Source organism: Marinobacter sp. bablab_jr008, from assembly GCF_016464145.1.
GTDB classification, from domain to species: Bacteria; Pseudomonadota; Gammaproteobacteria; order Pseudomonadales; family Oleiphilaceae; genus Marinobacter; species Marinobacter nauticus.
In genome coordinates this window covers 1-22,736 of sequence record NZ_JACDWW010000052.1, presented here as the reverse complement: position 1 = coordinate 22,736, position 22,736 = coordinate 1, and the positions used below count along the sequence as shown (strand labels likewise).

At 57.3% G+C, this 22,736-nt stretch carries 23 protein-coding genes, 1 rRNA gene and 1 other RNA gene; 3 read left to right on the top strand and 22 right to left on the bottom strand.

The window, feature by feature from the left end:
* Positions 1-13: 13 nt before the first annotated feature.
* From mraY to rsmI, 9 genes are all read right to left on the bottom strand, one after another.
* A complete protein-coding gene (gene mraY / locus JIF53_RS06440; protein WP_014420633.1) occupies positions 14-1,099 on the bottom strand; it encodes a phospho-N-acetylmuramoyl-pentapeptide-transferase in 1,086 nt (361 codons plus the stop codon).
* Complete coding sequence (locus JIF53_RS06435; RefSeq protein ID WP_199452097.1) at positions 1,084-2,481, bottom strand: UDP-N-acetylmuramoyl-tripeptide--D-alanyl-D-alanine ligase; 1,398 nt, start codon at positions 2,479-2,481, stop codon at positions 1,084-1,086. Before JIF53_RS06435 ends, mraY begins: the two co-directional genes overlap by 16 nt.
* Entirely contained in the window at positions 2,478-3,962 is a 1,485-nt protein-coding gene (locus tag JIF53_RS06430; RefSeq protein ID WP_153740853.1) for a UDP-N-acetylmuramoyl-L-alanyl-D-glutamate--2,6-diaminopimelate ligase, read from the bottom strand. The genes JIF53_RS06435 and JIF53_RS06430 overlap by 4 nt, the downstream gene beginning before the upstream one ends.
* Before the next feature lie 3 nt (positions 3,963-3,965).
* The gene (locus tag JIF53_RS06425; protein WP_199452096.1) at positions 3,966-5,708 is read right to left on the bottom strand and encodes a peptidoglycan D,D-transpeptidase FtsI family protein; all 1,743 of its coding nucleotides are present in this window, start codon (positions 5,706-5,708) and stop codon (positions 3,966-3,968) included.
* Positions 5,709-5,738: 30 nt separating this feature from the next.
* Positions 5,739-6,143, bottom strand: a complete 405-nt coding sequence (ftsL, locus tag JIF53_RS06420; protein ID WP_014420629.1) for a cell division protein FtsL — start codon at positions 6,141-6,143, stop codon at positions 5,739-5,741.
* 26 nt (positions 6,144-6,169) lie between these two features.
* The gene (gene rsmH / locus JIF53_RS06415; RefSeq protein WP_183580826.1) at positions 6,170-7,129 is read right to left on the bottom strand and encodes a 16S rRNA (cytosine(1402)-N(4))-methyltransferase RsmH; all 960 of its coding nucleotides are present in this window, start codon (positions 7,127-7,129) and stop codon (positions 6,170-6,172) included.
* Positions 7,126-7,578, bottom strand: coding sequence for a division/cell wall cluster transcriptional repressor MraZ (gene mraZ, locus JIF53_RS06410; protein ID WP_022991988.1), 453 nt, complete (start codon positions 7,576-7,578; stop codon positions 7,126-7,128). The genes rsmH and mraZ overlap by 4 nt, the downstream gene beginning before the upstream one ends.
* Before the next feature lie 310 nt (positions 7,579-7,888).
* Positions 7,889-8,239, bottom strand: an RNA gene (gene rnpB, locus JIF53_RS06405) — RNase P RNA component class A.
* A gap of 38 nt (positions 8,240-8,277) precedes the next feature.
* Positions 8,278-9,141, bottom strand: a complete 864-nt coding sequence (gene rsmI, locus JIF53_RS06400) for a 16S rRNA (cytidine(1402)-2'-O)-methyltransferase (protein ID WP_199452095.1) — start codon at positions 9,139-9,141, stop codon at positions 8,278-8,280.
* 144 nt (positions 9,142-9,285) lie between these two features.
* Between rsmI and JIF53_RS06395 the strand changes: the two genes are divergently transcribed.
* The 3 genes from JIF53_RS06395 to JIF53_RS06385 are packed head-to-tail and all read left to right on the top strand — an operon-like array spanning position 9,286 to position 12,117.
* Positions 9,286-11,139, top strand: a complete 1,854-nt coding sequence (locus JIF53_RS06395; protein WP_199452094.1) for a penicillin-binding protein activator — start codon at positions 9,286-9,288, stop codon at positions 11,137-11,139.
* A gap of 6 nt (positions 11,140-11,145) precedes the next feature.
* On the top strand, positions 11,146-11,517 hold the full coding sequence (locus tag JIF53_RS06390; RefSeq protein ID WP_153740848.1) for a YraN family protein: 372 nt from the start codon (positions 11,146-11,148) through the stop codon (positions 11,515-11,517).
* A 9-nt stretch (positions 11,518-11,526) separates the two neighbouring features.
* On the top strand, positions 11,527-12,117 hold the full coding sequence (locus JIF53_RS06385) for a D-sedoheptulose-7-phosphate isomerase (protein WP_011785924.1): 591 nt from the start codon (positions 11,527-11,529) through the stop codon (positions 12,115-12,117).
* Between the two features lie 29 nt (positions 12,118-12,146).
* Here the strand turns inward: JIF53_RS06385 and JIF53_RS06380 are convergent, their stop codons facing one another.
* From JIF53_RS06380 to rrf, 13 genes are all read right to left on the bottom strand, one after another.
* Positions 12,147-12,551, bottom strand: coding sequence for a ClpXP protease specificity-enhancing factor (locus JIF53_RS06380; RefSeq protein WP_206769525.1), 405 nt, complete (start codon positions 12,549-12,551; stop codon positions 12,147-12,149).
* 57 nt (positions 12,552-12,608) lie between these two features.
* The gene (locus JIF53_RS06375) at positions 12,609-13,238 is read right to left on the bottom strand and encodes a glutathione S-transferase N-terminal domain-containing protein (RefSeq protein WP_011785926.1); all 630 of its coding nucleotides are present in this window, start codon (positions 13,236-13,238) and stop codon (positions 12,609-12,611) included.
* Positions 13,239-13,342: 104 nt separating this feature from the next.
* Entirely contained in the window at positions 13,343-14,098 is a 756-nt protein-coding gene (locus tag JIF53_RS06370) for a cytochrome c1 (RefSeq protein WP_153740846.1), read from the bottom strand.
* A complete protein-coding gene (locus tag JIF53_RS06365) occupies positions 14,098-15,330 on the bottom strand; it encodes a cytochrome b (RefSeq protein WP_014420622.1) in 1,233 nt (410 codons plus the stop codon). The genes JIF53_RS06370 and JIF53_RS06365 overlap by 1 nt, the downstream gene beginning before the upstream one ends.
* Positions 15,330-15,923: a ubiquinol-cytochrome c reductase iron-sulfur subunit gene (gene petA, locus JIF53_RS06360; RefSeq protein ID WP_014420621.1), complete on the bottom strand. Its 594-nt coding sequence runs from the start codon at positions 15,921-15,923 to the stop codon at positions 15,330-15,332. The genes JIF53_RS06365 and petA overlap by 1 nt, the downstream gene beginning before the upstream one ends.
* A gap of 238 nt (positions 15,924-16,161) precedes the next feature.
* Entirely contained in the window at positions 16,162-16,554 is a 393-nt protein-coding gene (rpsI, locus tag JIF53_RS06355; protein ID WP_011785930.1) for a 30S ribosomal protein S9, read from the bottom strand.
* 12 nt (positions 16,555-16,566) lie between these two features.
* The gene (gene rplM / locus JIF53_RS06350; protein ID WP_011785931.1) at positions 16,567-16,995 is read right to left on the bottom strand and encodes a 50S ribosomal protein L13; all 429 of its coding nucleotides are present in this window, start codon (positions 16,993-16,995) and stop codon (positions 16,567-16,569) included.
* A gap of 202 nt (positions 16,996-17,197) precedes the next feature.
* Positions 17,198-17,989: a TatD family hydrolase gene (locus tag JIF53_RS06345; protein ID WP_153740845.1), complete on the bottom strand. Its 792-nt coding sequence runs from the start codon at positions 17,987-17,989 to the stop codon at positions 17,198-17,200.
* Between the two features lie 23 nt (positions 17,990-18,012).
* Positions 18,013-19,593, bottom strand: coding sequence for a peptide chain release factor 3 (gene prfC / locus JIF53_RS06340; RefSeq protein ID WP_022991995.1), 1,581 nt, complete (start codon positions 19,591-19,593; stop codon positions 18,013-18,015).
* 61 nt (positions 19,594-19,654) lie between these two features.
* Positions 19,655-20,137: a ribosomal protein S18-alanine N-acetyltransferase gene (gene rimI / locus JIF53_RS06335; protein WP_199452093.1), complete on the bottom strand. Its 483-nt coding sequence runs from the start codon at positions 20,135-20,137 to the stop codon at positions 19,655-19,657.
* Entirely contained in the window at positions 20,134-20,952 is an 819-nt protein-coding gene (locus JIF53_RS06330) for a hypothetical protein (RefSeq protein WP_278350333.1), read from the bottom strand. Before JIF53_RS06330 ends, rimI begins: the two co-directional genes overlap by 4 nt.
* Positions 20,953-20,982: 30 nt before the next feature.
* Positions 20,983-22,533, bottom strand: coding sequence for a 2-isopropylmalate synthase (locus JIF53_RS06325; RefSeq protein ID WP_113879807.1), 1,551 nt, complete (start codon positions 22,531-22,533; stop codon positions 20,983-20,985).
* A gap of 116 nt (positions 22,534-22,649) precedes the next feature.
* Positions 22,650-22,736, bottom strand: a 5S ribosomal RNA gene (gene rrf, locus JIF53_RS06320); the annotation flags it as partial.

Below are 22,736 nucleotides of genomic sequence, written 5' to 3'. Positions count from 1 at the left end.
CCGTAGCAATTTCCTATCGGATTTTCAGACTGGCCAGGCCAATCAGAACGAGAACAACAGTAATAACCCAGAACCGGACAATGACTCGTGGCTCGGGCCAGCCTTTCAATTCAAAATGATGGTGCAGCGGCGCCATCCGGAAGATCCGCCGACCCGTGAGCCGGAATGAGGCCACCTGCAGAATCACAGAAATGGTTTCCATCACGAACACGCCGCCCATGATGAACAACACAATTTCCTGCCGGACGATGACAGCCACTGTGCCCAGGGCGGCTCCCAGGGCAAGGGCACCGACATCGCCCATGAATACCTGCGCCGGGTAAGTGTTGAACCACAGGAACCCGAGCCCTGCACCCACCAGGGCTCCGCAGAAAATGATCAGCTCACCGGTTCCGGGCAGATGCGGAATCAGCAGGTAATTGGCGAACTGCGCATGGCCCGAGAGGTAAGCAAAGATGGCCAGAGCCCCCGCCACCATGACGGTTGGCATGATAGCCAGACCATCCAGGCCGTCTGTCAGATTTACCGCGTTGCTGCTACCAACAATCACGAAGTAGGTCAGCAGAATGAACAACACCGGCCCGAGGGTCAGCGAGACATTTTTCAGGAACGGCAGATAAAGCGAGGTTTCCTGGGGCAGTGAAGCAGTGACATAGAGCACGATCGCGGCCGTGGCCCCGATCACCGACTGCCAGAAGTATTTCCAGCGTGCCGGCAGGCCCCGGGGATTGCGCTCCACAACCTTACGGTAGTCATCCACCCAGCCAATGGCACCGAACAGCAGGGTAACCAGCAACACCACCCAGACATAACGATTGGTCAGATCCGCCCACAACAGAGTGGAAATGGCGATGGCCACGAGGATCAGGGCGCCGCCCATCGTCGGCGTACCGGCTTTGCTCAGGTGAGTCTGGGGGCCGTCATCACGTACGGCCTGGCCGATCTGATACTGACTCAGCTTGCGAATCATCACCGGACCGATCACCAGCGAGATCAGCAGCGCCGTAAGAATGCCCAGGATCGCCCGCAGTGTCAGGTACTGAAACACCGTCAGCGACGAAAAGTATTGCGATAGTATCTCTGTCAGCCAGAGCAGCATGGGTTCTTCACCTTTTTCTGAATTCCCTCCACCACGCGATCCATGGCGGAACTACGAGAACCTTTCACCAGGACCGTCATAGCACCACTCCGGCCCGCCACAATGGCGTCCACCGCCTGCTCATGACTCGGGAAAAACTCTGTCTCGTCACCAAATCCGGTGCCGTAGCCGTTACCTCCGGCTCCCACCACCATAACCTTCTCAATTCCACGGGCACGGGCATGTTCACCCACCTGCCGGTGCAGCTCGTTCGCCTCATCGCCCAGCTCTGCCATGGCGCCGAGCACCGCCAGCCGGGGCGCCGGGTACGACGCCAGAACGTCCAGCGCCGCTTTCATAGACGCCGGATTGGCGTTGTAACTGTCGTCAATCAGGGTCAGATCCGGGGCCGGCTTGAGCACCTGGAGACGCCCCTTCACGGCTTCTACCTGCATGAGCCCGGACTGAACCTGCTGATCTGTCGCTCCAAGTTCCCTGCAGGCCGCGAGAGCCAGCAGAGCATTGGTAATGTTGTGTTCACCGGGCAACCCCAGCACCAGATGACAGCGCCAGTTGTCTGGCCCCAACACCAGGAATTCAAACCCCTGATCAGTGGCCATGATCGCCTCCGCGCGGTAATCCGCGCCCGGGTGCCCCATCCGGGAAACCCCCAGCACCCGCCGTTGGCCCGCACGGGCATGCCATTGATCGAAGGCAGGATCGTCCCGGTTCAGCACGACGGCTCCATCTGCCGGCACGCCATCAATAATCTCGCCTTTGGCCAGAACAATATTCTGGTAACTGCCAAAACCCTCCAGGTGCGCCTGGCCTGCATTGGTCAGAATCGCAACCTGCGGTCGGGTAATTGACACCGTGTGGGCAATTTCGCCAAGACCACTGGCCCCCAGCTCAATGGCGCCGAACTGGTGATCCGGCGTCAGCCGAAACAGGGTCAGCGGAACACCAATGTGATTATTGAGATTGCCTTCAGTCACCAAGGTCGGCCCCATGCCGGCGAGAATGGCCCCGGTCATTTCACGAACCGTGGTTTTGCCACTGCTGCCGGTAATCGCCACCAGCCGGGCCGCGCTTCCGCTGCGATTGGCGCTGGCCAGATCGGCCAAGGCCTGAACCGTATCGCTAACGATCAGTTGCGGAATGGCAACGTCGGTGACCTCGGTATCCACTACCGCGGCGACGGCGCCCTGTGTCAGGGCCTGGCCAAGGAATTCATGACCATCAAACCGCTCACCGCGCAGAGCAACAAACAGCTGCCCATCTCCAACCAATCGGGTATCGGTGGAGACGCCATCAAACCAGAGTTCACCCGCATCAGTGCGCGCCCCTGCCAGGGTGGCCTGAAGCCACTCGCGAGCTTCCGCCAGCGAAAAGGCGCGCATCATGCCACACCTCCATTCAGGTTCAATAGATGGCGTACCTGCTCGGCGTCGCTGAACGGCAACTTCTGGCCCCGGATCTCCTGATAGGCTTCATGACCTTTACCTGCAATCAGCACCAGATCATCCTCATTGGCCATGCCCACTGCCTCGGCAATTGCCTGAGCGCGGTCGTGAATCACCTGCCAGCGACCAGCCTGAGTGAAACCAGCAGAAATGTCGCTGACAATCCGTTCAGGCTGCTCGGTACGAGGGTTGTCGTCGGTTACGATGACGTAATCCGCCCGCTTTTCCGCTTCTTTCGCCATTTCCGGCCGCTTGCCGGGGTCCCGGTCGCCACCGCAACCGAACACACAGATCAGCCTGCCCCGGATGTGGGGCCGCAATGCTTCAAGCGCATTGGCCAGGGCATCGGGGGTGTGAGCATAGTCCACCACCACATGTTTGCCGGTTGAGCCGGTGAATCGTTCAAGACGCCCAGGGGGCGGTGACAGCTCCCTGACAATGGACACCGCCCGCTCAACGGGTACGCCAAGCGTCAGTACGGTAGCCAGGGCCGCCAGAACATTGCTGGCGTTGAAACTCCCTAACAGGGGGACAGCAAGATCAAACTCACCCCATTGCCCATCGACCCTGGCGCGGAACCCTGAGGCCGTGGGCGTAAATTCCTTCAACCAGAGTTCCGTCTGGGCTTCATGCAGACTGTAACGAACACGGTCACACTGGCCCTCAAGCTGACCGTAAAGCTGCCGGCCAAACGGATCGTCAAAATTGATCACTGAGAAGTGCAGTTCTTCCCGCAGGAACAGCCTGGCCTTGGCCTCACCATAGGCCTCCATGGAACCGTGGTAATCCAGATGATCACGCGTGAGGTTGGTGAACACCGCACCGGTCATGGTCAGGTTATCAACCCGCCCCTGATCCAGAGCGTGCGACGACACTTCCATTACCGCAGCCCGACCACCCTCATTGCGTATGCGGTTCAATACCCGGTTCACCTGGACCACATCCGGCGTGGTATGCGTGGCCGACTCGATACTGCCCGGCATGCCATAACCCAGGGTACCCAGCAGCCCGCAGGGCGTGCCGGTTTCCCGTAACAACTGGGAGATGTATTGGGTCACCGACGTCTTGCCATTGGTGCCGGTAACCCCGATCACTCTCAGATGGCGCGACGGATGCTCGAAGAAGCGATCGGCAATTCGGCCCAGACGGGCGCGCAGACCAACCACGGGCACAATCAATGCGCCGTGGCGCTCATGGCACTGCCGCTCCTGCTCGGACTCAAGCAGAATGGCCGTGGCACCGGCGCTGATGGCCTGATCCATATAGTGCTCTGCGGGCGTTCGGGCCCCGGCCAGCGCAATAAAGGCGTCACCGGACTGCACTTTCCGGCTATCCGTCTTCAGGCCGTGGATAGTGACATCGAAGACCGATGGCACCTCAATAATGCCCTGAAGCAAGGTGCTGATGGATGTGATGCACATGGCTTACCCTCTCCCCCCGGAGGTCACTTGCGAAACGCGTGTTTCACTGACTTCCAGTTCAGGCTTCACATTCAGCAGTCGCAGCGCGTCACCCATCACCCGGGCGAATACCGGCGCGGCAACTTCTCCGCCGTAATATTCTCCGGCCTGCGGCGCATCCACGGCCACAACGGTTACAATTCTGGGGTCATCAATCGGTGCCATACCGGCAAAGATGGCCTTATATTGACTGTCTTCGTACCCGTTCGCCCCCACCAGGTGAACGGTCCCGGTTTTGCCCCCGGCCGCATACAGCCCGGGCCGGGCACGCTTGCCAGTACCACGGGCAACCGCCTGTTTTAGCATGTCTCGCACGGCCCGTGTCACCTGCTCAGACAGTACACGTTGTCCCTGCGGCCTCTGCTCCTGCCTCATCAGGCTGAGAGGGTAACGAATTCCACCATTGGCAATAACCATATACGCCTGTGCCAGTTGCAAGGCGTTAACGCTCATGCCGTAGCCATAAGACAAGGTGGACTCTTCTACCGGCCGCCATTTCGGGGGGGCCGGCAAAACACCAACGGCTTCCCCTGGGAAGCCGATACCGGTTGCCTGGCCGAGGCCCAGGCGGGCATAGAGGTTTCTCAGAGTATCGCCACCCAGATCCGTTGCGATGTTGCTCACCCCGACGTTGCTGGACTTGACAATAATCTCCGTTAGATCCAGCACCCCGTAATTGCGATGATCCCGAATGGTGAAGCGACCAAATCTCCGAAAGCCCGGGGAAGTATCAATGGTGCTGTTAACCGTGTATTCCCCGGACTCCAGAGCAGCCGCTATCGTCAGCGGCTTCATGGTTGAGCCGGGCTCGAACAGATCTGTAATCGCCTTGTTGCGCAGGTTTTCTGCGGCAAGCTGTGACCGGTCATTCGGGTTGTAGGAACCTTGATTGACCATGGCCAGCACCTCACCGGTGTCGACATCCAGCATCACCAGCGTGCCACCGCGAGCCTTGTGAGCACCGACCACCGCCTTGAGCTCCCGATAGGCCAGATACTGCAGCCGGAGATCAATACTCAGTTCCAGGTCTTTCCCGGGCCGGGCATCGCGGATAAGCATCAGATCTTTGATGACGCGCCCACGGTTATCCTTGAGCACCCGCTTCTGGCCCGGCTCACCGGTCAACCATTTGTTATAGGCTAACTCGATACCTTCCTGGCCATGCTCGTCGATATCAGTAAACCCGACCACATGAGCGGTGACTTCTCCCGCGGGGTAATAACGACGATATTCCTGCCGGGCATAGATACCACCGACACCTAGAGCCAACGCTTCACGCGCCATTGAGGGCTGCACTTTGCGTCGCAGGTAGATAAATTCGCGGCCAGCATACTGGCGCAATCGCTCCCGCAGCGCGCCCTCAGACAACCCAAGAATTCGGGCAAGCGCCGCCAGTTGCGGATCTTCGGGATCGGTTTCGGAAGGATTTGCCCACACGGTCTGAACTGGCGTACTGACGGCCAAAGGCTCGCCATGACGATCCGTCACCACGCCTCGATGGGCATCGATAGATTCAACGCGGATAGTTCTGACATCTCCCTGCTTGCGCAGGAAGTCATTATCCACCACATGAAGATCCACCAACCGCCATCCAATGCCGGCCACAACCAGCAGGAAAACGCCCAGCACAGAGCCGAAGCGCCAGGCTTTCAAGCCTGCCACCAGCTTCTGCTTCCAGCTGTTTGCGTGCGTTCCCTGACCGGACACTTCAGTTACCCCGGATGGTTATTGTTGGTTTTAGTTCGCTGCCAGCGGTGACATCAAAGGCACGAGTACAATGTCCTGCCGCCCGGGCACCACCATGTTGAAGCGCTCAGCAGCGAGTTTCTCGACCCGCCCGTGAGCGCTCAAAGCACTCTGTTCCAGCAGCAACTGACTCCACTCACGCTGATAGGCATCGCGCTGCTCCTGCAGACCCGACAACGTATTGAACAGCTCGCGGTTCTCATGGGCACTGACCACCACCCCGATGGACGACAGCGTCAGTACGGCCACCAACACCAGCGTCACCAGAACCCGGCTTTCCCGTGTTGCATCAAACACCTGACGGGACAAACGAACGGCTGTCGCAACACCCTCGCGAACCCGCTGTTTGTTTATCCTGTTGGTTTTTACTGGTTGCTCAATCGCTACCGCGCCCATGGCGTCGCGCTCCCCTGCGTTTTCGATTAATTCGCTTTACGTTCAAGCACTCGCATGACCGCGCTGCGAGCCCTGACGTTTTCAGTAATTTCCTGCTCATTGGCCTTGCTGGCTTTGCCAATCAGCTGGAACCCGGATTCTTCCTGCTCCGCCGTGACCGGTATCCCCTTCGGCAGCTTTGGCCCCCGCGCCAGATCACGCATAAAGCGCTTGACCAGACGATCCTCCAGAGAGTGAAAGCTGATCACCACCAGGCGCCCACCGGGAGCCAGGCGATCAACTGCCGCGGCCAGACCGGCTTCCAGGTCCTCGAGCTCCCGGTTTATAAAAATCCGGATAGCCTGAAAAGCACGGGTGGCAGGGTGCTTGTGCTTCTCTTTCTTCGGCACGGCCTCCGCAACCAACTCCGCCAGCTGCCGCGTGGTTTCAATCGGCTGCTCCTGACGCCGCTCCACGACAAGACGAGCGATACGGCGAGAAAACCGCTCCTCGCCGTATCGCCAGATCACATCTGCTATTTCCCGCTCATCAGCCTCGGCCAGCCACTGGGCCGCACTCGGCTCCTGCTGCGGGTTCATTCTCATATCCAATGGACCGTCCCGCATGAACGAAAAACCGCGGGAAGCATCATCCAGTTGTGGCGAAGACACCCCAAGATCCATCAACACGCCATCAACCTGTGACCAACCTTGACGTTCAAGCGCAAGATCCAGTTCGGCGAACGAGCCGTGGTACCACTGAAACCGGGAATCCCCAGATGCCAGCTCTCTGGCGACGGCAATAGCCTCCGGATCCTTATCAATGCCCAGGAGCTGACCATCCTGACCGAGCTTGCCGAGAATCAGACGACTATGACCGCCCCGGCCAAACGTGGCGTCGACAAAACGGCCATTTTCATCTGTAACCAAATAGTCGACCGCTGCATCCAGCAGTACCGAGCGATGCTGATAGCCTTCATTGGCCTGATCGTCCTGGCGTGCGCTCATAGCGACAGCGCCTCCATTTCCGGCGGCATTTCCTCGTCGGCTGCGGAGGCATCAAGGTAAGCATTCCAGCTTTCCTCACTCCACAGCTCATACTTCTTGCCAAGCCCGACCAACATCAGCCGTTTTTCAAGATTGGCGTGATTTCTGAGGGTCTGCGGCACCAGAATCCGGCCGGACCCATCCAGCTCCATAAGGGCAGCGTTACCCAGAATGAGGCGCTGCAGGCGCTTGGCCGCCTTGTTCATGTTGGGCAGCGCCTCGATTTTCGGGCGCAGCACTTCCCATTCCGGCTCGGGGTAGAGCAACAAGCATTTCTCCTCATCGGCGTTGGCTGTCAATACAATACGGCCACCGCAAAGCTGCGCGAGCTCTTCACGCACCTTTGTCGGGATCGCCAGGCGACCCTTCGCGTCCATATTGATGGCATGACTGCCAAGAAAATTGCTCATTAACGTCTAGTCCGAGGTTTTCATTTCCACAAAATTCCACCAAAAACCACTTTTTCCCACTCCCGCACACTATAGAAATACGCAAATAACAATGCAAGCGCCGCGACAGGCACCACACACAGGAAAGTTCCTTTAACGACAAGAGGTTACAAAGCAGAAACGGAACGAAGCGTTAAAAAGACGTAAAGAAAAGGATAAAAAACAAATACCTGCAGACACCTTTAGATAGCCAACTTCAGGTTTAAGATTTTTTGGCTATAAAAGGTAACTTGTGAGAAGGATGCGGATCACATCCGAATAATCGGGAAAAGAGGCGAGCTCGCCGATAAGCCGGGTTCTGTCTTGGACAGTCATTCATCTAGGGCCTGCGTCACCACAGGCCTCAAGCAACCTACCCGAATCCAGCGCGGGCCACGCCATTGGATTCCTATTTGGTCTTGCTCCAGGTGGGGTTTACCATCGCCGTGGACTGTTGCCAGCCACGCGGTGCGCTCTTACCGCACCATTTCAACCTTACCGGCGCCCGAAAGCGCTTAGGCGGTATACTTTCTGTTGCACTTTCCGTCGGCTCACGCCGCCCAGGCGTTACCTGGCACCTTGCCCTGCGGAGCCCGGACTTTCCTCCCCCGGATCAACCGGCGGCGACTGTCTGGCGAGCTCGGCGCTGACAATACCCGCGTGCGCGCAGGCATGCAAGGCTTAATCACCCTTTAACTGCAGCGCTCGCTGATACAGTTCATTTTTTCCGATGCCGCTGACTTCCGCGACGATTTTCGCAGCCTTTTTGACCGGCATCTCTGCAACAAGCAGCTTTAACAGCTTATCGGCATCCAGATCGAGCGACGAACCGGTCACGACATCGTTACCCCGGACCATCACCACGAATTCGCCCCGACTGCCATGCGGGTCGGCCTCCAACTCCGCCAATACCTCTTTAACCGTCCCACTGTAGAAAGTTTCAAAGGTTTTGGTCAGCTCCCGACCGAGCACACACTCCCGGCCCTCGCCAAACTCATCAACCAGATCCTGCATCAGGTCCAGAATTCGATGGGGGGATTCGTAGAACACCAGAGTGGCAGTCTGTTCACGCAATTCCACGAGCGCTGAACGTCTACCCGCCCGTTTAGCCGGCAAAAAACCTGCGAAAAGAAAACGATCCGTCGGTAAACCTGCCGCCGACAATGCCGCAACCAGTGCACATGGACCGGGGATAGGGGAAACCGGAAAGCCCGCCTTTCTGGCTTCACGTACCAGGATGTACCCGGGATCGGAGATCAATGGGGTACCGGCATCGGAAATCAGTGCCACTTGCTGCCCTTCAGCAAGGGCAGAGAGGATTCTGCCGACGCGATCCCTCTCATTATGATCGTGTAGCGCCAGCAAAGGCTTGCTCAGGCCCAGGTGCTGTAACAGGCGTGAGCTGTGACGGGTGTCCTCAGCGGCGACCAGATCCGCCGCAGCGAGCACCTGCCGGACACGATCAGAAAGATCGGCCAGATTACCGATGGGCGTGGCAACAATTGAAAGCCGACCACCGACAACGCTTGCTACAGAACTGGACATAATAAACTCCACTGAAGTGAACCGCGGCGCCGCTATTTCCGGCCCATGACTGTCCCGTCATGTGAAATGCGCCGGGAGCTGGTAAACTTGCCAGCTAAAACGCGGCACCACAAGCCCAACGATTCAGAGAGTACCGAGCCCGCCATGACAAATCGCTTCCGTCACAGCCCAATTCTGGCCCTGATCACCCTCGTTCTGTTCTATCTGGGCGGCTGCGCCACCGTCAATCTCGACGAACATATGGCACAAAGCCCGGAACAGGCACTGTCACTGGCCAGCGATGAACGTGATCCGGTGGTTGGCCAACGCTATCTATTGAGGGTGGCCAGCCGATTCCAGGATCAAGGCCGCCACGAAGATGCCCGAGTCATTCTCCAGGCCCCCGTTCTGGAAAATGCTCCGGAGGACATCGCAAGACAACGCTCGCTCCTGTCCATGGCCAGTGCCAGCGAGTTACAGGACAGCCAATGGGCTGAGCAACTCGCCACAGATAGCACCCCTGAAAGCTTTCTTGCCTACCCCGCGGAGTTAATGTCCCGGGCTGCCATGCTCCAGGCCCGGACCTATGAGCTGGCCGGACAACCTTTGGACGGGGCACTGACGTTGATCCTGCTCAGCCAGACCGACTCCAGCACTTCCCCGCAGGAGGTGCACAATCGCATTTGGCAATTGCTCAAGCCCATCAATCGCTCAACCCTGCAATCCGCCTCCGACAACGCCCTCGGATTCGAGGTTCAAGGCTGGCTTGAGCTCGCTCTGCGCCTACGCACCAAAGGGGCCAGCCTGGATGATCAGGGGCGTCTGATCCGGCAATGGCAGAATAACTGGCCGGGACACCCCGCAGCACAGGTACTCCCCATGGATCTCGCCCTGCTGGCTGAACTGGCAGCAAGCCGGCCGGAGAAACTGGCATTGGCGGTTCCACTTCAAGGTGCCCTCGCCAGCGCCGGCAAAGCGATTCGCGACGGTTTCCTGGCCGCCTATTATCAGGATGAAACCACTGACCGCAGCAAAACCGATATTCGGGTCATCGACACCTCCACCGGCTCTTTTTCCGAGCTCTACGAGGAACTCTCCAATAACGACATTGATTTGATTGTTGGCCCGCTGGACAAGGAAGCACTGTCCCAGCTCGCTAACATGAACACGCTGCCGGTTCCGGCACTGGGCCTGAACTACCTTGGCCCGGATGCCCGCATTCCGGACGGCCTTTATCAGTTCGGGCTATCTGCCGAAGATGAGGCACGACAGATCGCCGACAGGCTCGATGCCGAGAACATCGAGCAGGTTCTCGTACTGATTCCCCACGGTGAATGGGGAGACCGGGTTGAAACCGCCCTGCAAACAAGGATGGACCAGCTCGGGTTGCGAGCGCTCGACGTCGAGCGCTTTTTCCCGGAAGACAACCTGCGCTCAGTGACAGCTGACCTGCTGGGCATTACCGCCTCCCGCCAGCGCGCCATTCAGGTGGAGCGAACAATTGGCCTGAATGTGGAATTTGAACCCCGCCGCCGCCAGGATGCCGAGGGCATCGTGCTGGTTGCCGCACCCACGGTTGCCCGCCAGTTCAAGCCACTGTTCGCCTTCTATTATGGCGGCGATCTGCCGGTATACTCACCTTCCATCGTGTACGAGGGTACGCCGAATCCGGGCCGGGACCGAGATATTGACCGGGTTTTCTTTACGGACATCCCCTGGGTATTGGCCGAGACGAATCCCCTGCGGGAAGAATCACGCCAGTATCTGAGTGGCACCACCGGGCAACTGGGGCGCCTTTTCGCCATGGGCGCCGACGCCTGGCAACTGAGCAAGCGCTTGCCACTTCTACGCCAGGTTGAAGATGCCGCCATTGAAGGACAAACCGGCATTCTGACCATGGATCCTGACGGCAGCATTCATCGCGAACAACGCTGGGCACAATTCCAGGGGGGAACACCCAAACTGCTTTCTCCGACCGTACCCCGGGAAGGTGAACCCGCCCCGACTGCAAACAACTGATAACCGATGGCCAGGGAAGGCTCCAGAAAACTCGGACAGCATTACGAAGGTGTCGCCGCGCGGTATCTGGAAAGCAGAGGCATCCGGATTATTGAGCGGAACGTGCACAATCGTGGCGGCGAGATCGACCTTATTGGAATGGATGCCGAAGCACTGGTGTTCTTTGAAGTTCGCTTCCGCGCTGATGGTGCGCTGGTGGACCCGATAAGCTCGGTGTCCGCGGTGAAGCAGCAACGCCTGGTGCGTGCAGCCTCATTCTACCTGCACCGCCACGGACTCTGGGACCGGGTCAGCCGGATCGATGTTATCGGCATCACACCAGGCCAGTCCAGCAAGTACCGTATACAATGGATCAAAAACGCAATTCAGGCAGACTGACCAGAAACCATGACCGACACCGAACAGAGAATCAACCAGTGGTTCGCCAGCCATATGGAGCACACAGCGCAGGCGGCAAGCACCGCTGGTCCCGCCATTGAGCAGGTAGCGCAGGCATTTGTTGACGCCCTGCTCCAGGATGGCAAGATCATTACCTGCGCCAATGGCAACGCCAATGTACTGGCCCAGTATTTCTGCACGGCATTGTTGTCCCGCTTTGACCAGGACCGCCCGGCCCTACCGGCAATCAACCTTGGGGCAGACGCCACCACCTATTCCGCTATCTGCCGTGACAATCGATTCAACGACACCTTCTCTCGTCAGGTCAGAGCCATAGGCAAACCCGGCGACCTTCTGTTTGTGATCGTGGATGATGGCCACAAGGCAAACCTGATCCAGGCCATCCAGGCGGCCCACGACCGGGAAATGAGGATTGTGGTGCTGAGCGCCAGGGAAAAATCCGACATCACCTCCCTGATGCACCCTGAAGACCATGAAATCGCACTTAACGATTTGCCGCCAAGCGAGGCCACGCCCTTGCTGCTGGTCATCATCAACGCCTTCTGCGACCTGATTGACCACAAGCTTTTCGGAGGCTAATAAAAAAGCCGGCATCGCCGGCTTTTTTATTACTTGACCACTTTCAGGGTTGGCCTGCCATTCGGGCGGTCTTCCGCTCGCCGTGACGACTTGGGCTCACCTCCACCCTCCGGATCGGGAGAGCCTGGCTCACTGCCAAACACCATGCCCTCGCCGTTCTCCTTGGCATAGATGGCCATAACCGCTTGCAACGGTATGAAAACCTGCATCGGCACACCACCGAAACGAGCACTGAATTCCAGCGCACCATTGCCAATCACCAGCCCGCGCACGGCGCCGGGGCTGATATTGAGCACAATCTGGCCGTTGGCAACGTGCTCGGTAGGCACCTGAACACCCTGAATGCCGGCATCCACCACGATATACGGGGTACAGTCGTTATCGAGGATCCATTCGTTCAACGCACGGACCAGATAGGGACGACTGGATGTCATGGCGATAGTCATGTCAGACACTGCTTAACTCCTGCCCTGAAATACGGGCGCTGACAATCAGCTGCGAATATCTTCTTCCAGATCTGAAAGGCTTGCCTTGAAGCCTTCTCTGGCAAAGATGCTCTCCATGTACTTCTGCAAAGGCTTGGCCTGCTTTTCATTCAGCTCAATACCCAGAGCCGGCAAACGCCACAGGATCGGCGCAATACAACAGTCCACGATGGTGAACTCTTCCGACAGGAAGAACGGCATTTCGGCAAACAAAGGTGCCGTGGCCAGAAGGCTTTCCTTGAGTTCCTTGCGAGCGGCATCGCTGGCCTTGGCCCCCGGCTGCGCCAGGATCTGATCAACCAGTCCGCACCAGTCTTTCTGGATGCGGTGAATCATCAGGCGGCTGTTAGCCCGGGCAACGGGGTAAACCGGCAGCAGCGGCGGATGAGGAAAACGCTCATCCAGATACTCCATCATGATGTTGGGCTCGTACAGAACCAGGTCCCGATCTACCAGGGTTGGCAGGGCGTTGTACGGATTCATATCCGCCAGTTCCGCCGGCGGGTTGTCCGGATCCACATCCACGATATCAACAGTGACACCTTTCTCAGCCAGGACAATACGCACCCGGTGACTGTAGTGGCTTGCGGGATCCGAGAAAAAAGTCATTGATGACCGCTTGGTCACAACGCCCATATAGCTACCTCACGATTCTAAAAATCGAAACAATGCAAAACGCAAAAATCCAGCGAGCCTTAAAGACTCGCTGGAATCAAGGACACGGGATTATACCCTAAATCTTAGTGTACGTCTTTCCAGTACTCGCGGTTGAGCAGGTACGCGAAGACAAAGAAGATCGCCACAAAGATCAGCACGAAGATACCGAGACGCTCGCGCTCCACCTTGACCGGGTCGCCCATGTAGGACATGAAGTTGGTCAGATCCCACATGGCCCGATCAAACTCCGCACCGGACATCGAGCCTTCCGTTGCGTAATCCGGGCAAGCGTCTGCGTTATTGACGTTACCACTCAACGGCTCAACAGACGCCCCGACACCAATGTTCGGCTTCACGGCGCACAGACCCTGCATCTCGACCAGAATGTGAGGCATACCAACGTTATCGAACACCACGTTGTTTACGCCCAGTGGCCGGGAATCGTCCTTGTAGAAGCCCCGCAGGTATGAATATACCCAGGACTCACCACGCAGACGGGTTTCCAGCGTAAGATCGGGTGGCGGCGCACCGAACCAGCCGGCCGCCATATCCTTGTTCATGGAGTTCTTCATGAGCTCACCGATCTTGGCACCAGTAAAGATCAGGTTTTCCTCGTAAAGCTCGACAGGGATCTCCAGATCATCCGAAACACGCTTGTAGCGAGCATACTCCATGGAGTGACACCCCATGCAGTAGTTGGTAAACAAGGCAGCACCGCGCTGCAGCGACGCCTTGTCCGTATGATCCGGCTCCATATGATCAAGAGGAACCGCGGCACCAGCCGCCAGGCCAAGCGCTGGCAGGAGTGCGATGAAAAGACCAACAATCAGCTTTTTCATTATCCTGTCACCCTCTCTGGAACTGGCTTGGTGTTCTCCATGCGCGTGTAGAACGGCATCAGAATGAAGTAGAGGAAGTACAACACTGTCAGAATCTGAGCGACAGTCGTGCGACCTTCTGTTGCGGGAACCAGTCCAAGGTAGCCAAGGATTACGAAGCTCACCGCAAAGATTGCCAGGGCAATCTTGCTCAACCAGCCCTTGTAGCGGATTGAGCGGACAGGACTTCTGTCAAGCCACGGCAACACGAACAGAATCGCAATCGCACCACCCATGACCACAACACCCCAGAACTTCGCCGGCAGCCCCATAAAGTCTACCGTCACCGCCCGCAACATCGCGTAAAACGGCGTGAAGTACCAGACAGGCGCAATGTGCGCTGGTGTCTTCAGGGCGTTGGCCGGTTCAAAGTTCGGCTTTTCCAGGAACAGACCGCCCATCTCCGGGAAGAAGAAGACAACGATGAAGAAGATGAAGAAAAACACACCCACGCCCAGCAGATCGTGAACGGTGTAATACGGGTGGAACGGAATACCGTCTTTCGGAATACCGTTTTCATCCTTGTTCTTCTTGATGTCGATGCCGTCGGGGTTGTTAGAACCCACTTCGTGCAGCGCCAGGATGTGAAGAACAACCAGACCCAGCAGAACGATTGGCAGAGCAACCACGTGCAGGGCAAAGAAACGGTTCAGCGTGATACCGGAGATCAGATAGTCACCGCGAATCCACAGAGACAGATCTTCACCGATGACCGGAATCGCACCAAACAGGTTAACGATTACCTGGGCACCCCAGTATGACATCTGGCCCCAGGGCAGCAGGTAGCCCATGAAGGCTTCTGCCATCAGCACCAGGTAGATCAGCATACCGAAAATCCAGATCAATTCCCGCGGCTTCTGGTAGGAACCGTACATGAGACCACGGAACATGTGCAGATACACCACAACGAAGAACGCAGATGCGCCGGTCGAGTGCAGGTATCGCAGCAGCCAACCCCACTCCACATCACGCATGATGTATTCCACCGAGGCAAACGCCCCCTCGGCAGACGGGTTGTAGCTCATAGTCAGCCAGATACCGGTCACTAGCTGGTTGACCAGCACCAGCATTGCCAGTGAACCGAAGAAATACCAGACGTTAAAGTTCTTCGGCGCGTAATACTTGGCCAGGTGCTTGTTCCAGGCCTCAACGATTGGCAGACGCTCGTCTACCCAGTTAATCAGCTTTTGCATCACGCGGCCTCCGGATCAAGACCAATGGTCATGGTCACATCATCGTCAAACCGGTACGGCGGAACCTCAAGGTTCAGCGGCGCGGGTTGAGCCTCATAAACCCGACCGGCCATGTCATAGCGGGAACCGTGACACGGGCAGAACAACCCACCAAGCCAGTTTTCACCCAGATCAGCCGGCGCAACCTCTGGCCGGTAGGAGGGCACGCAGCCCAGATGGGTACAGAGCCCCACATAGACACCGAACTCTGGCTTGATCGCGCGCAAGGGCCCCTGGATATACGAAGGCTGCTGAGGCGCCTCCGACATCGGGTCCTTCACTGCGTCATTGAGCTTCTCGATATTCGCCAGCATTTCTTCCGTTCTGCGGATAATCCAAACAGGCTTACCTCGCCACTCAACGGTGATTTGCTGACCCGGTTCGATTTTGCTGATATTGACGGTTACCGGTGCACCGGCCGCTTCCGCTTTCGCACTGGGGTTCCAGGACGCTACGAAAGGAACGGCTGCACCGACGACGCCGACACCACCTACCACGGACGTAGCACCGATCAGAAACCGGCGCCGGCCTTGGCTCACGTCGCCATTACTCATTATGGTTTTCTCCCATCAGGCGAGGCACAGACGCGGAAAAACCGGCACTGCGCTTCGAAAAGGACTTCACAACCCAAAAATATAAGCGCTGAAATGGTAATGAAATTACCCCCCGCTTACAAGCCGGAAAGGTCGGCAGGCGAGCCTATCCCTGCGCCAGATCAAAAATATTTCCGGAGTACAGATATAAAAAAACCCGGCCACAAGACCGGGTTTTTCCAAATCGACTGAACGTCGATTAACGCTTGGAGTACTGCGGACGCTTACGCGCTTTGCGCAGACCCACTTTCTTACGCTCAACCTTACGGGCATCACGGGTTACGTAACCCGCTTTGCGCAGTGCCGGACGCAGAGTTTCGTCGTAGTCCATCAGAGCGCGAGTCAGGCCGTGGCGAATGGCGCCAGCCTGGCCACTGATGCCGCCACCCTTTACGGTAATGGCGATATCGAAACGATCTTCGGATTCGGCAACCACCAGCGGCTGACGAACAATCATGCGCAGGGTTTCACGACCGAAGAAATCTTCGATAGTGCGACCGTTGATGGAGATGTTACCGCTACCCGGCTTGATAAAGACGCGAGCCGTGGATGATTTGCGGCGACCAGTACCGTAATTTTGTGCTACAGACATATTCGCCTTCCGTTAGATGTCGAGTTCTTTGGGCTGCTGGGCGGCATGAGCATGCTCAGCGCCTGCGTACACTTTCAGCTTCTTGAACATGGCGCGGCCAAGCGGGCCCTTCGGAAGCATGCCTTTTACGGCCTTCTGAATGACTTGCTCGGGAGCCTTGTCAACCAGCTTCTCGAAATTGATGGATTTGATTCCACCCGGAAAGCCGGTATGGCTGTAATACATTTTAGCCGATGCCTTTTTGCCGGTAACCTTCACCTGGCTGGCATTGATAACGATGATGTAGTCGCCAGTGTCCACGTGAGGGGTATACTCAGGCTTATGCTTGCCCCGCAGACGAAGGGCGATTTCGGTTGACAGACGACCCAGCGTCTTGCCGGCTGCGTCTACAACGTACCAGTCACGTTTTACTGTTTCTGGTTTCGCACTCAGAGTCTTCATTGATTCCGCCTTGAACGCTATATAAGAAACGTTAAAAACCACCACCGGTACATGCAAGGCATCCGGAGGAGGTTCATACCTGTATGTTGCGCTGCCATCATTCGGGGCTGAGATAATGACATCGCCTTGAAAAGCCAGGGCGCGAAGTATACTCGAACCCCTGGTGAATGCCAACCCCGACCTATGCTGTTTCGTTAATCCCCTATGGGCGTGGAACCAGAGTTAGCGGATCTTTCCGGTAGAGCTTCGCGGTATTGGCCAACAGTATTTCAGCCAGCGACTCCCGGGGCTCACTCCGCAGTTCCGCCAGGGCCTCGAAAATCTCCGGCAAGTGGACAGGTGAGTTCTGCCCTTTCGCCACTCCGGCCGGCGCCATATCCGGCGCATCGGTTTCCAGGACCAGCGCATCCGCCGGTAACCGGGCAATGGTATCCCGGGTTTTCCGGGCCCGATCGTGGGTAATCACGCCGCCCACGCCAATGTAACAACCCAGATCAACCAGCTTTTGCGCCTGCTGATAACTGCCCGAGAAGCCGTGAAGCAATGCCCGCCCGTTCCATCCGGCGCGTTTCAGACTACTGTGCACCAGATCATGGCTCTTGACGGAGTGAATCACCAGCGCCAGACCGAGCCGCTGGGCAATATCAATCTGGGCCTCGAACCAGGGTTCCTGCTCAGACAGATCGCCTTTGAGGGCGTCCAGACCACACTCTCCAAGGCCAACACTGGCTTGGGGCGCGGAAGACAGCAACCTTTCAAGCTCGGCGAGATCGCCAGCGCCGTGCTCCTGAATAAACCAGGGGTGAATACCCAGACAGTACCAGAGACCCTTCTCTGCATCTGCCATGCTCGCCACACGCTGCCAGTCCTGCCGCCGGACCCCCGGAATCACGATCGCGCGAACTCCAAGGCTGGCCGCCTGTGCCAACACCGCCTCCCGATGCCCGTCAAAAAACGGGAAATCAAAATGGCAATGAGCATCTACCAACTGCATGGCGGCCTCCTCCCGGAGCCGAATCAGTGCTCCCGGGTCTTGTGGAACTGGATATCCGGATAACGCTCCTGAGCAAGATTCAGGTTCACCATGGTCGGCGCGATGTACGCAAGGCGATCTGCGCCATCCAGTGCGACGTTGTCCTGATTCTTACGCTGGAATTCGTCCAGTTTACGCTCATCGGAACAGGTTACCCAACGGGCAGTTGCCACGTTGATGGGCTCGTAAACCGCTTCCACCTTGTATTCACTTTTCAGGCGGGCGACAACTACATCAAACTGCAGCACACCCACCGCCCCGACGATCAGATCGTTGTTCTTCAGCGGACGGAAGACCTGAACTGCACCCTCCTCGGAAAGCTGGATCAGGCCCTTCTGTAATTGCTTGGCTTTCAGCGGATCTTTCAATCGAATGCGCCGGAACAGCTCTGGGGCGAAGTTCGGGATACCGGTAAACTTCATGTCCTCGCCCGCGGTAAAGGTATCACCCAACTGAATGGTGCCGTGGTTATGCAGGCCAATGATGTCACCGGCAAACGCTTCTTCCGCATGTTCACGGTCACCAGCCATGAAGGTGAGCGCATCAGAGAACCGAACATCTTTACCGATACGGACGTGCCGAGCTTTCATGCCTTGATTGTAACTACCTGACACGATCCTCAGGAAAGCGATACGGTCCCGGTGCTGTGGATCCATGTTTGCCTGAATCTTGAAGACAAAGCCGGAAAAGCCATCCTCGGTCGGGGTCACCTGGCGCACATCCGTGGCCCGGGGCTGAGGGGCCGGCGCCCAATCCACCAGACCATCAAGCATGTGATCAACACCGAAGTTGCCAAGCGCTGTTCCGAAAAACACCGGGGTCAGCTCACCAGCCAGGAAAGCCTCCTGGTCAAATTCATGGGAAGCCCCTTTGACCAGCTCAATCTCATCACGAAGGTCGGAAGCGTAATTGCCGATGGCCTCATCCAGCTCCGGGTTGTCCAGACCTTTGACAACACGTTTTTCCTGAATGGTATGCCCCTGGCCTGACTGATAAAGAATCACTTCGTCCCGCAGCAGGTGATAAACCCCCTTGAACCCCTTGCCCATACCAATGGGCCAGGTAATCGGCGCACAGGCAATCTTCAGTACGTCTTCCACTTCGTCCATCAACTCGATGGGGTCCCTGGTATCCCGGTCCAGCTTGTTCATAAAGGTAAGGATCGGGGTGTCACGCAGGCGGGTCACCTCCATCAGCTTGATGGTGCGCTCCTCAACCCCTTTGGCACTGTCAATCACCATCAGACAGGAGTCGACGGCGGTCAGTGTCCGATAGGTATCCTCGGAGAAATCTTCGTGCCCCGGTGTATCCAGCAGGTTGACCAGCTTTCCACCATAGGGAAATTGCATCACCGACGTGGTGACGGAAATACCCCGTTCTTTTTCCATCTCCATCCAGTCAGACTTGGCGTGCTGTCCGGATTTTTTGCCCTTGACGGTTCCCGCCTTCTGCAGGGCCTGGCCGAACAACAGCACCTTCTCTGTGATGGTGGTCTTACCGGCATCCGGGTGCGAGATGATCGCAAAGGTGCGGCGCTTGGCCACTTCCTGGGAAAGGTTAGGCATAAACTCTGGTGACCTGAATCGAGATGGATGAAAGCCGAGCATTATACGGCCTATACCGTCCTCAGGTGAACCGCAGCGCCATGACCAGGGCATCTTCCCGTGCAGCGCCATCGGGATAATAGCCGGCCCTTCTGCCGATTTCAGAGAAACCCTCGCTCAGATAGAGCTGGGTGGCGGCATCATTGCTAACCCGCACTTCCAGAATCAGTTGTTCCATACCATCCGACACCGCGACAGCGATCAGATGCCGTAGCAGCCAGCGCCCGACACCCTGACCACGCACACGGGGACTGACGCAGATATTCAGCAGATGGGCTTCGTCGACCATATAGGCCACAACCGCATAGCCAATCAGCTCATCGCCACGCTCAGCGGCCCAGAGCCTGTAATTCGGCTTAAAACAGTCAAGAAAAGTCGATTTCGGCCACGGATGGGAGTGTCCCTGACACTCCAGCTCCATGACCGCCGCCAGGTCTGCCTCGACCAGAGGGCGTACCCGGACATCCTGGTTGTGCACGTCGAAAAAAGGCTGTGATGCTTTCATCGGCCAGGTACGAGAACCCGAATCGATTGCCAGAGCAGCCGCTTCTGGGAGGGGTCTGATGCCAGTGATGCGAGCGTGCCGGAAAACGCAATCTCCGGCACCCGCCCCAGGCCACGCTCGATCAACCGTGCCTGAGTTTCGTCGCCAAGCCCCAGCGTTATTAGCGTTTCTGTCGGGGCGTCGCCAGCAAAAGCAGAGGCTATGACTGAGACAAGATCGCTTTCACTGTTGAGCGTCACTTTCAGGTTATTGAACAAGGGCCAGCGCACTACACTGCATTGAGACACCCCGGTCTCTCCAATGCTTCGCAATATGTTACGAGCCAGATTTTCCTGCAAGGCAAAACTGGCGTCCTCGGCAATATGGCACAAGAGCATGAACCGGGAGCCTTTCCAGGCAGTCAGACACACCCGGTGCACTGGCTCCCGCTGCTGCACTTCTACTGGCTCCGAGGCCGGCAGGGAAGCCTCTGGCTCCATGTCTGGAGTTTCAGACCGAGGCTCGGTGGCCGGTGGAGCTTTCACTGGGTCCGCGGCCTGTTGCCCAGCGCTGTCCGCCTTCTGCACGGATTCAGGCTTGTTGCCCATCAGGCTCTGGAGCTGAGCAATGCGCTGCCGCCCCTGGTCCCCTGACAGCGGCTCAGATTTGCGCCCAATCTGAGGCACCTCCGACGCGGGCTGGAATTGCGGCTCGTCATCCACTCCGAAATCAAAGTCGGGGCTTGGCGCCGCGCCAGGCAAACTCTCGCGGGCATACCACATCCGAATGCCTGCCGCCGCCAGATAGAACTGCCGCTCCGCCTCATTCCCTATCACGAATCCCTCCATGGCAATCCTTCGGGCGCTTTAAACATCAGCCACCTGGGGATGTTGGCGAATACCGCCACTGGAAATCAGGTTCAGAGCCTCAATGTAGGCCTTCGCCGACGCAATAATGATGTCGGTATCTGATCCAACGCCGTTCACAATACGGCCGCCCCGCTCAAGACGAACGGTGACTTCCCCCTGAGCATCAGTGCCGCTGGTAATATTGTTGACCGAATACAGCTGCAGGTTACACCCGGAATCCACCAGAGATTCAATGGCCTTGAAAGTTGCGTCTACAGGACCGCTGCCCTCAGCCTCTACCGTGTGTTCTTTACCATCCACCGTCATGGTCAGATGCGCCTTGGGCACAACGCCGGTTTCAGAACAGACCTGCATGCAGACCAGACCGAAGCGGCCTTCTTCTTCCTTTTGCTTGGTATCGCTGGCAATCGCCTGCAGATCCTCATCAAAGATCTCATGCTTGAGGTCGGCCAGCGCCTTGAAGCGCGTGAAGGCCTCATTTAGCTCCCCTTCGGTTTCAAACTGGATACCAAGTTCCAGCAGTCTCGTACGGAAGGCATTGCGGCCGGAATGCTTACCTAAAACCAGGCTATTGGTATGCCAGCCTACGTCCTGTGCCCGCATGATCTCGTAGGTTTCACGATGCTTGAGCACGCCATCCTGATGGATGCCGGACTCATGGGCAAAGGCATTGGCACCGACGATCGCCTTGTTGGGTTGAACAGGAAACCCGGTAATGGTGGACACCAGACGTGATGCCGGGACGATATGCTGGGTATCTATGCGGGTATCAATATTGAAGAGATCCTGGCGGGTACGAACCGCCATGACAATTTCTTCCAGCGCTGCGTTACCAGCACGTTCGCCCAGACCATTGATAGTACATTCGACCTGACGGGCACCGTGGGCAACCGCAGCCAGCGAGTTGGCTACCGCAAGGCCCAGGTCGTTATGGCAATGGACTGAAAACACGGCCTTGTCGGCATTCGGGATACGGTTCAGTAACTGATGGATGGTCTCACCAAACTGTTCAGGAATGGCATAGCCCACGGTATCAGGGATGTTGATGGTACGGGCGCCGGCATCGATAGCGGCTTCAATGATGCGACAAAGAAAATCCAGCTCTGACCGCCCGGCGTCTTCACAGGAGAACTCGACGTCATCAACGTGGCTACGCGCCCGCTTGACAGCGCGCACGGCTTGCTCGACCACCTCATCTGGCTCCATCTGAAGTTTATGCTTCATATGGATGGGCGAGGTGGCAATAAAGGTATGGATACGGGAGCGTTCGGCAGGGCGGATCGCTTCAGCAGCCCTGTCGATATCCTTGTCCAAAGCACGAGCCAGACTGCAGACAGTGGATTCTTTGATGTTCTCGGCAATGGCCTTGACTGCATCAAAGTCGCCCTGGCTGGCAATGGCAAACCCCGCCTCGATAACGTCTACGCGAAGCTTCTCGAGCGCCTTGGCAATGCGGAGTTTTTCCGCCTTGTTCATGGTGGCGCCCGGGCTTTGCTCGCCATCGCGCAGAGTGGTATCGAAAATGACCAGGTGTTCGCTTGCGGCCATTGCTGGGCTCCCATCAGAAACGTTGCTTTGATTTTCGGTGAAGTATATCACTTCTCCGGAACCAGAAATAAAAAACCCCCGGCAGCTTCGCTGTCGGGGGTTTTTAGGCATTAGGCGCCTGACGATGACCTACTCTCACATGGGCAACGCCACACTACCATCGGCGCAGGTCTGTTTCACTTCTGAGTTCGGGATGGGATCAG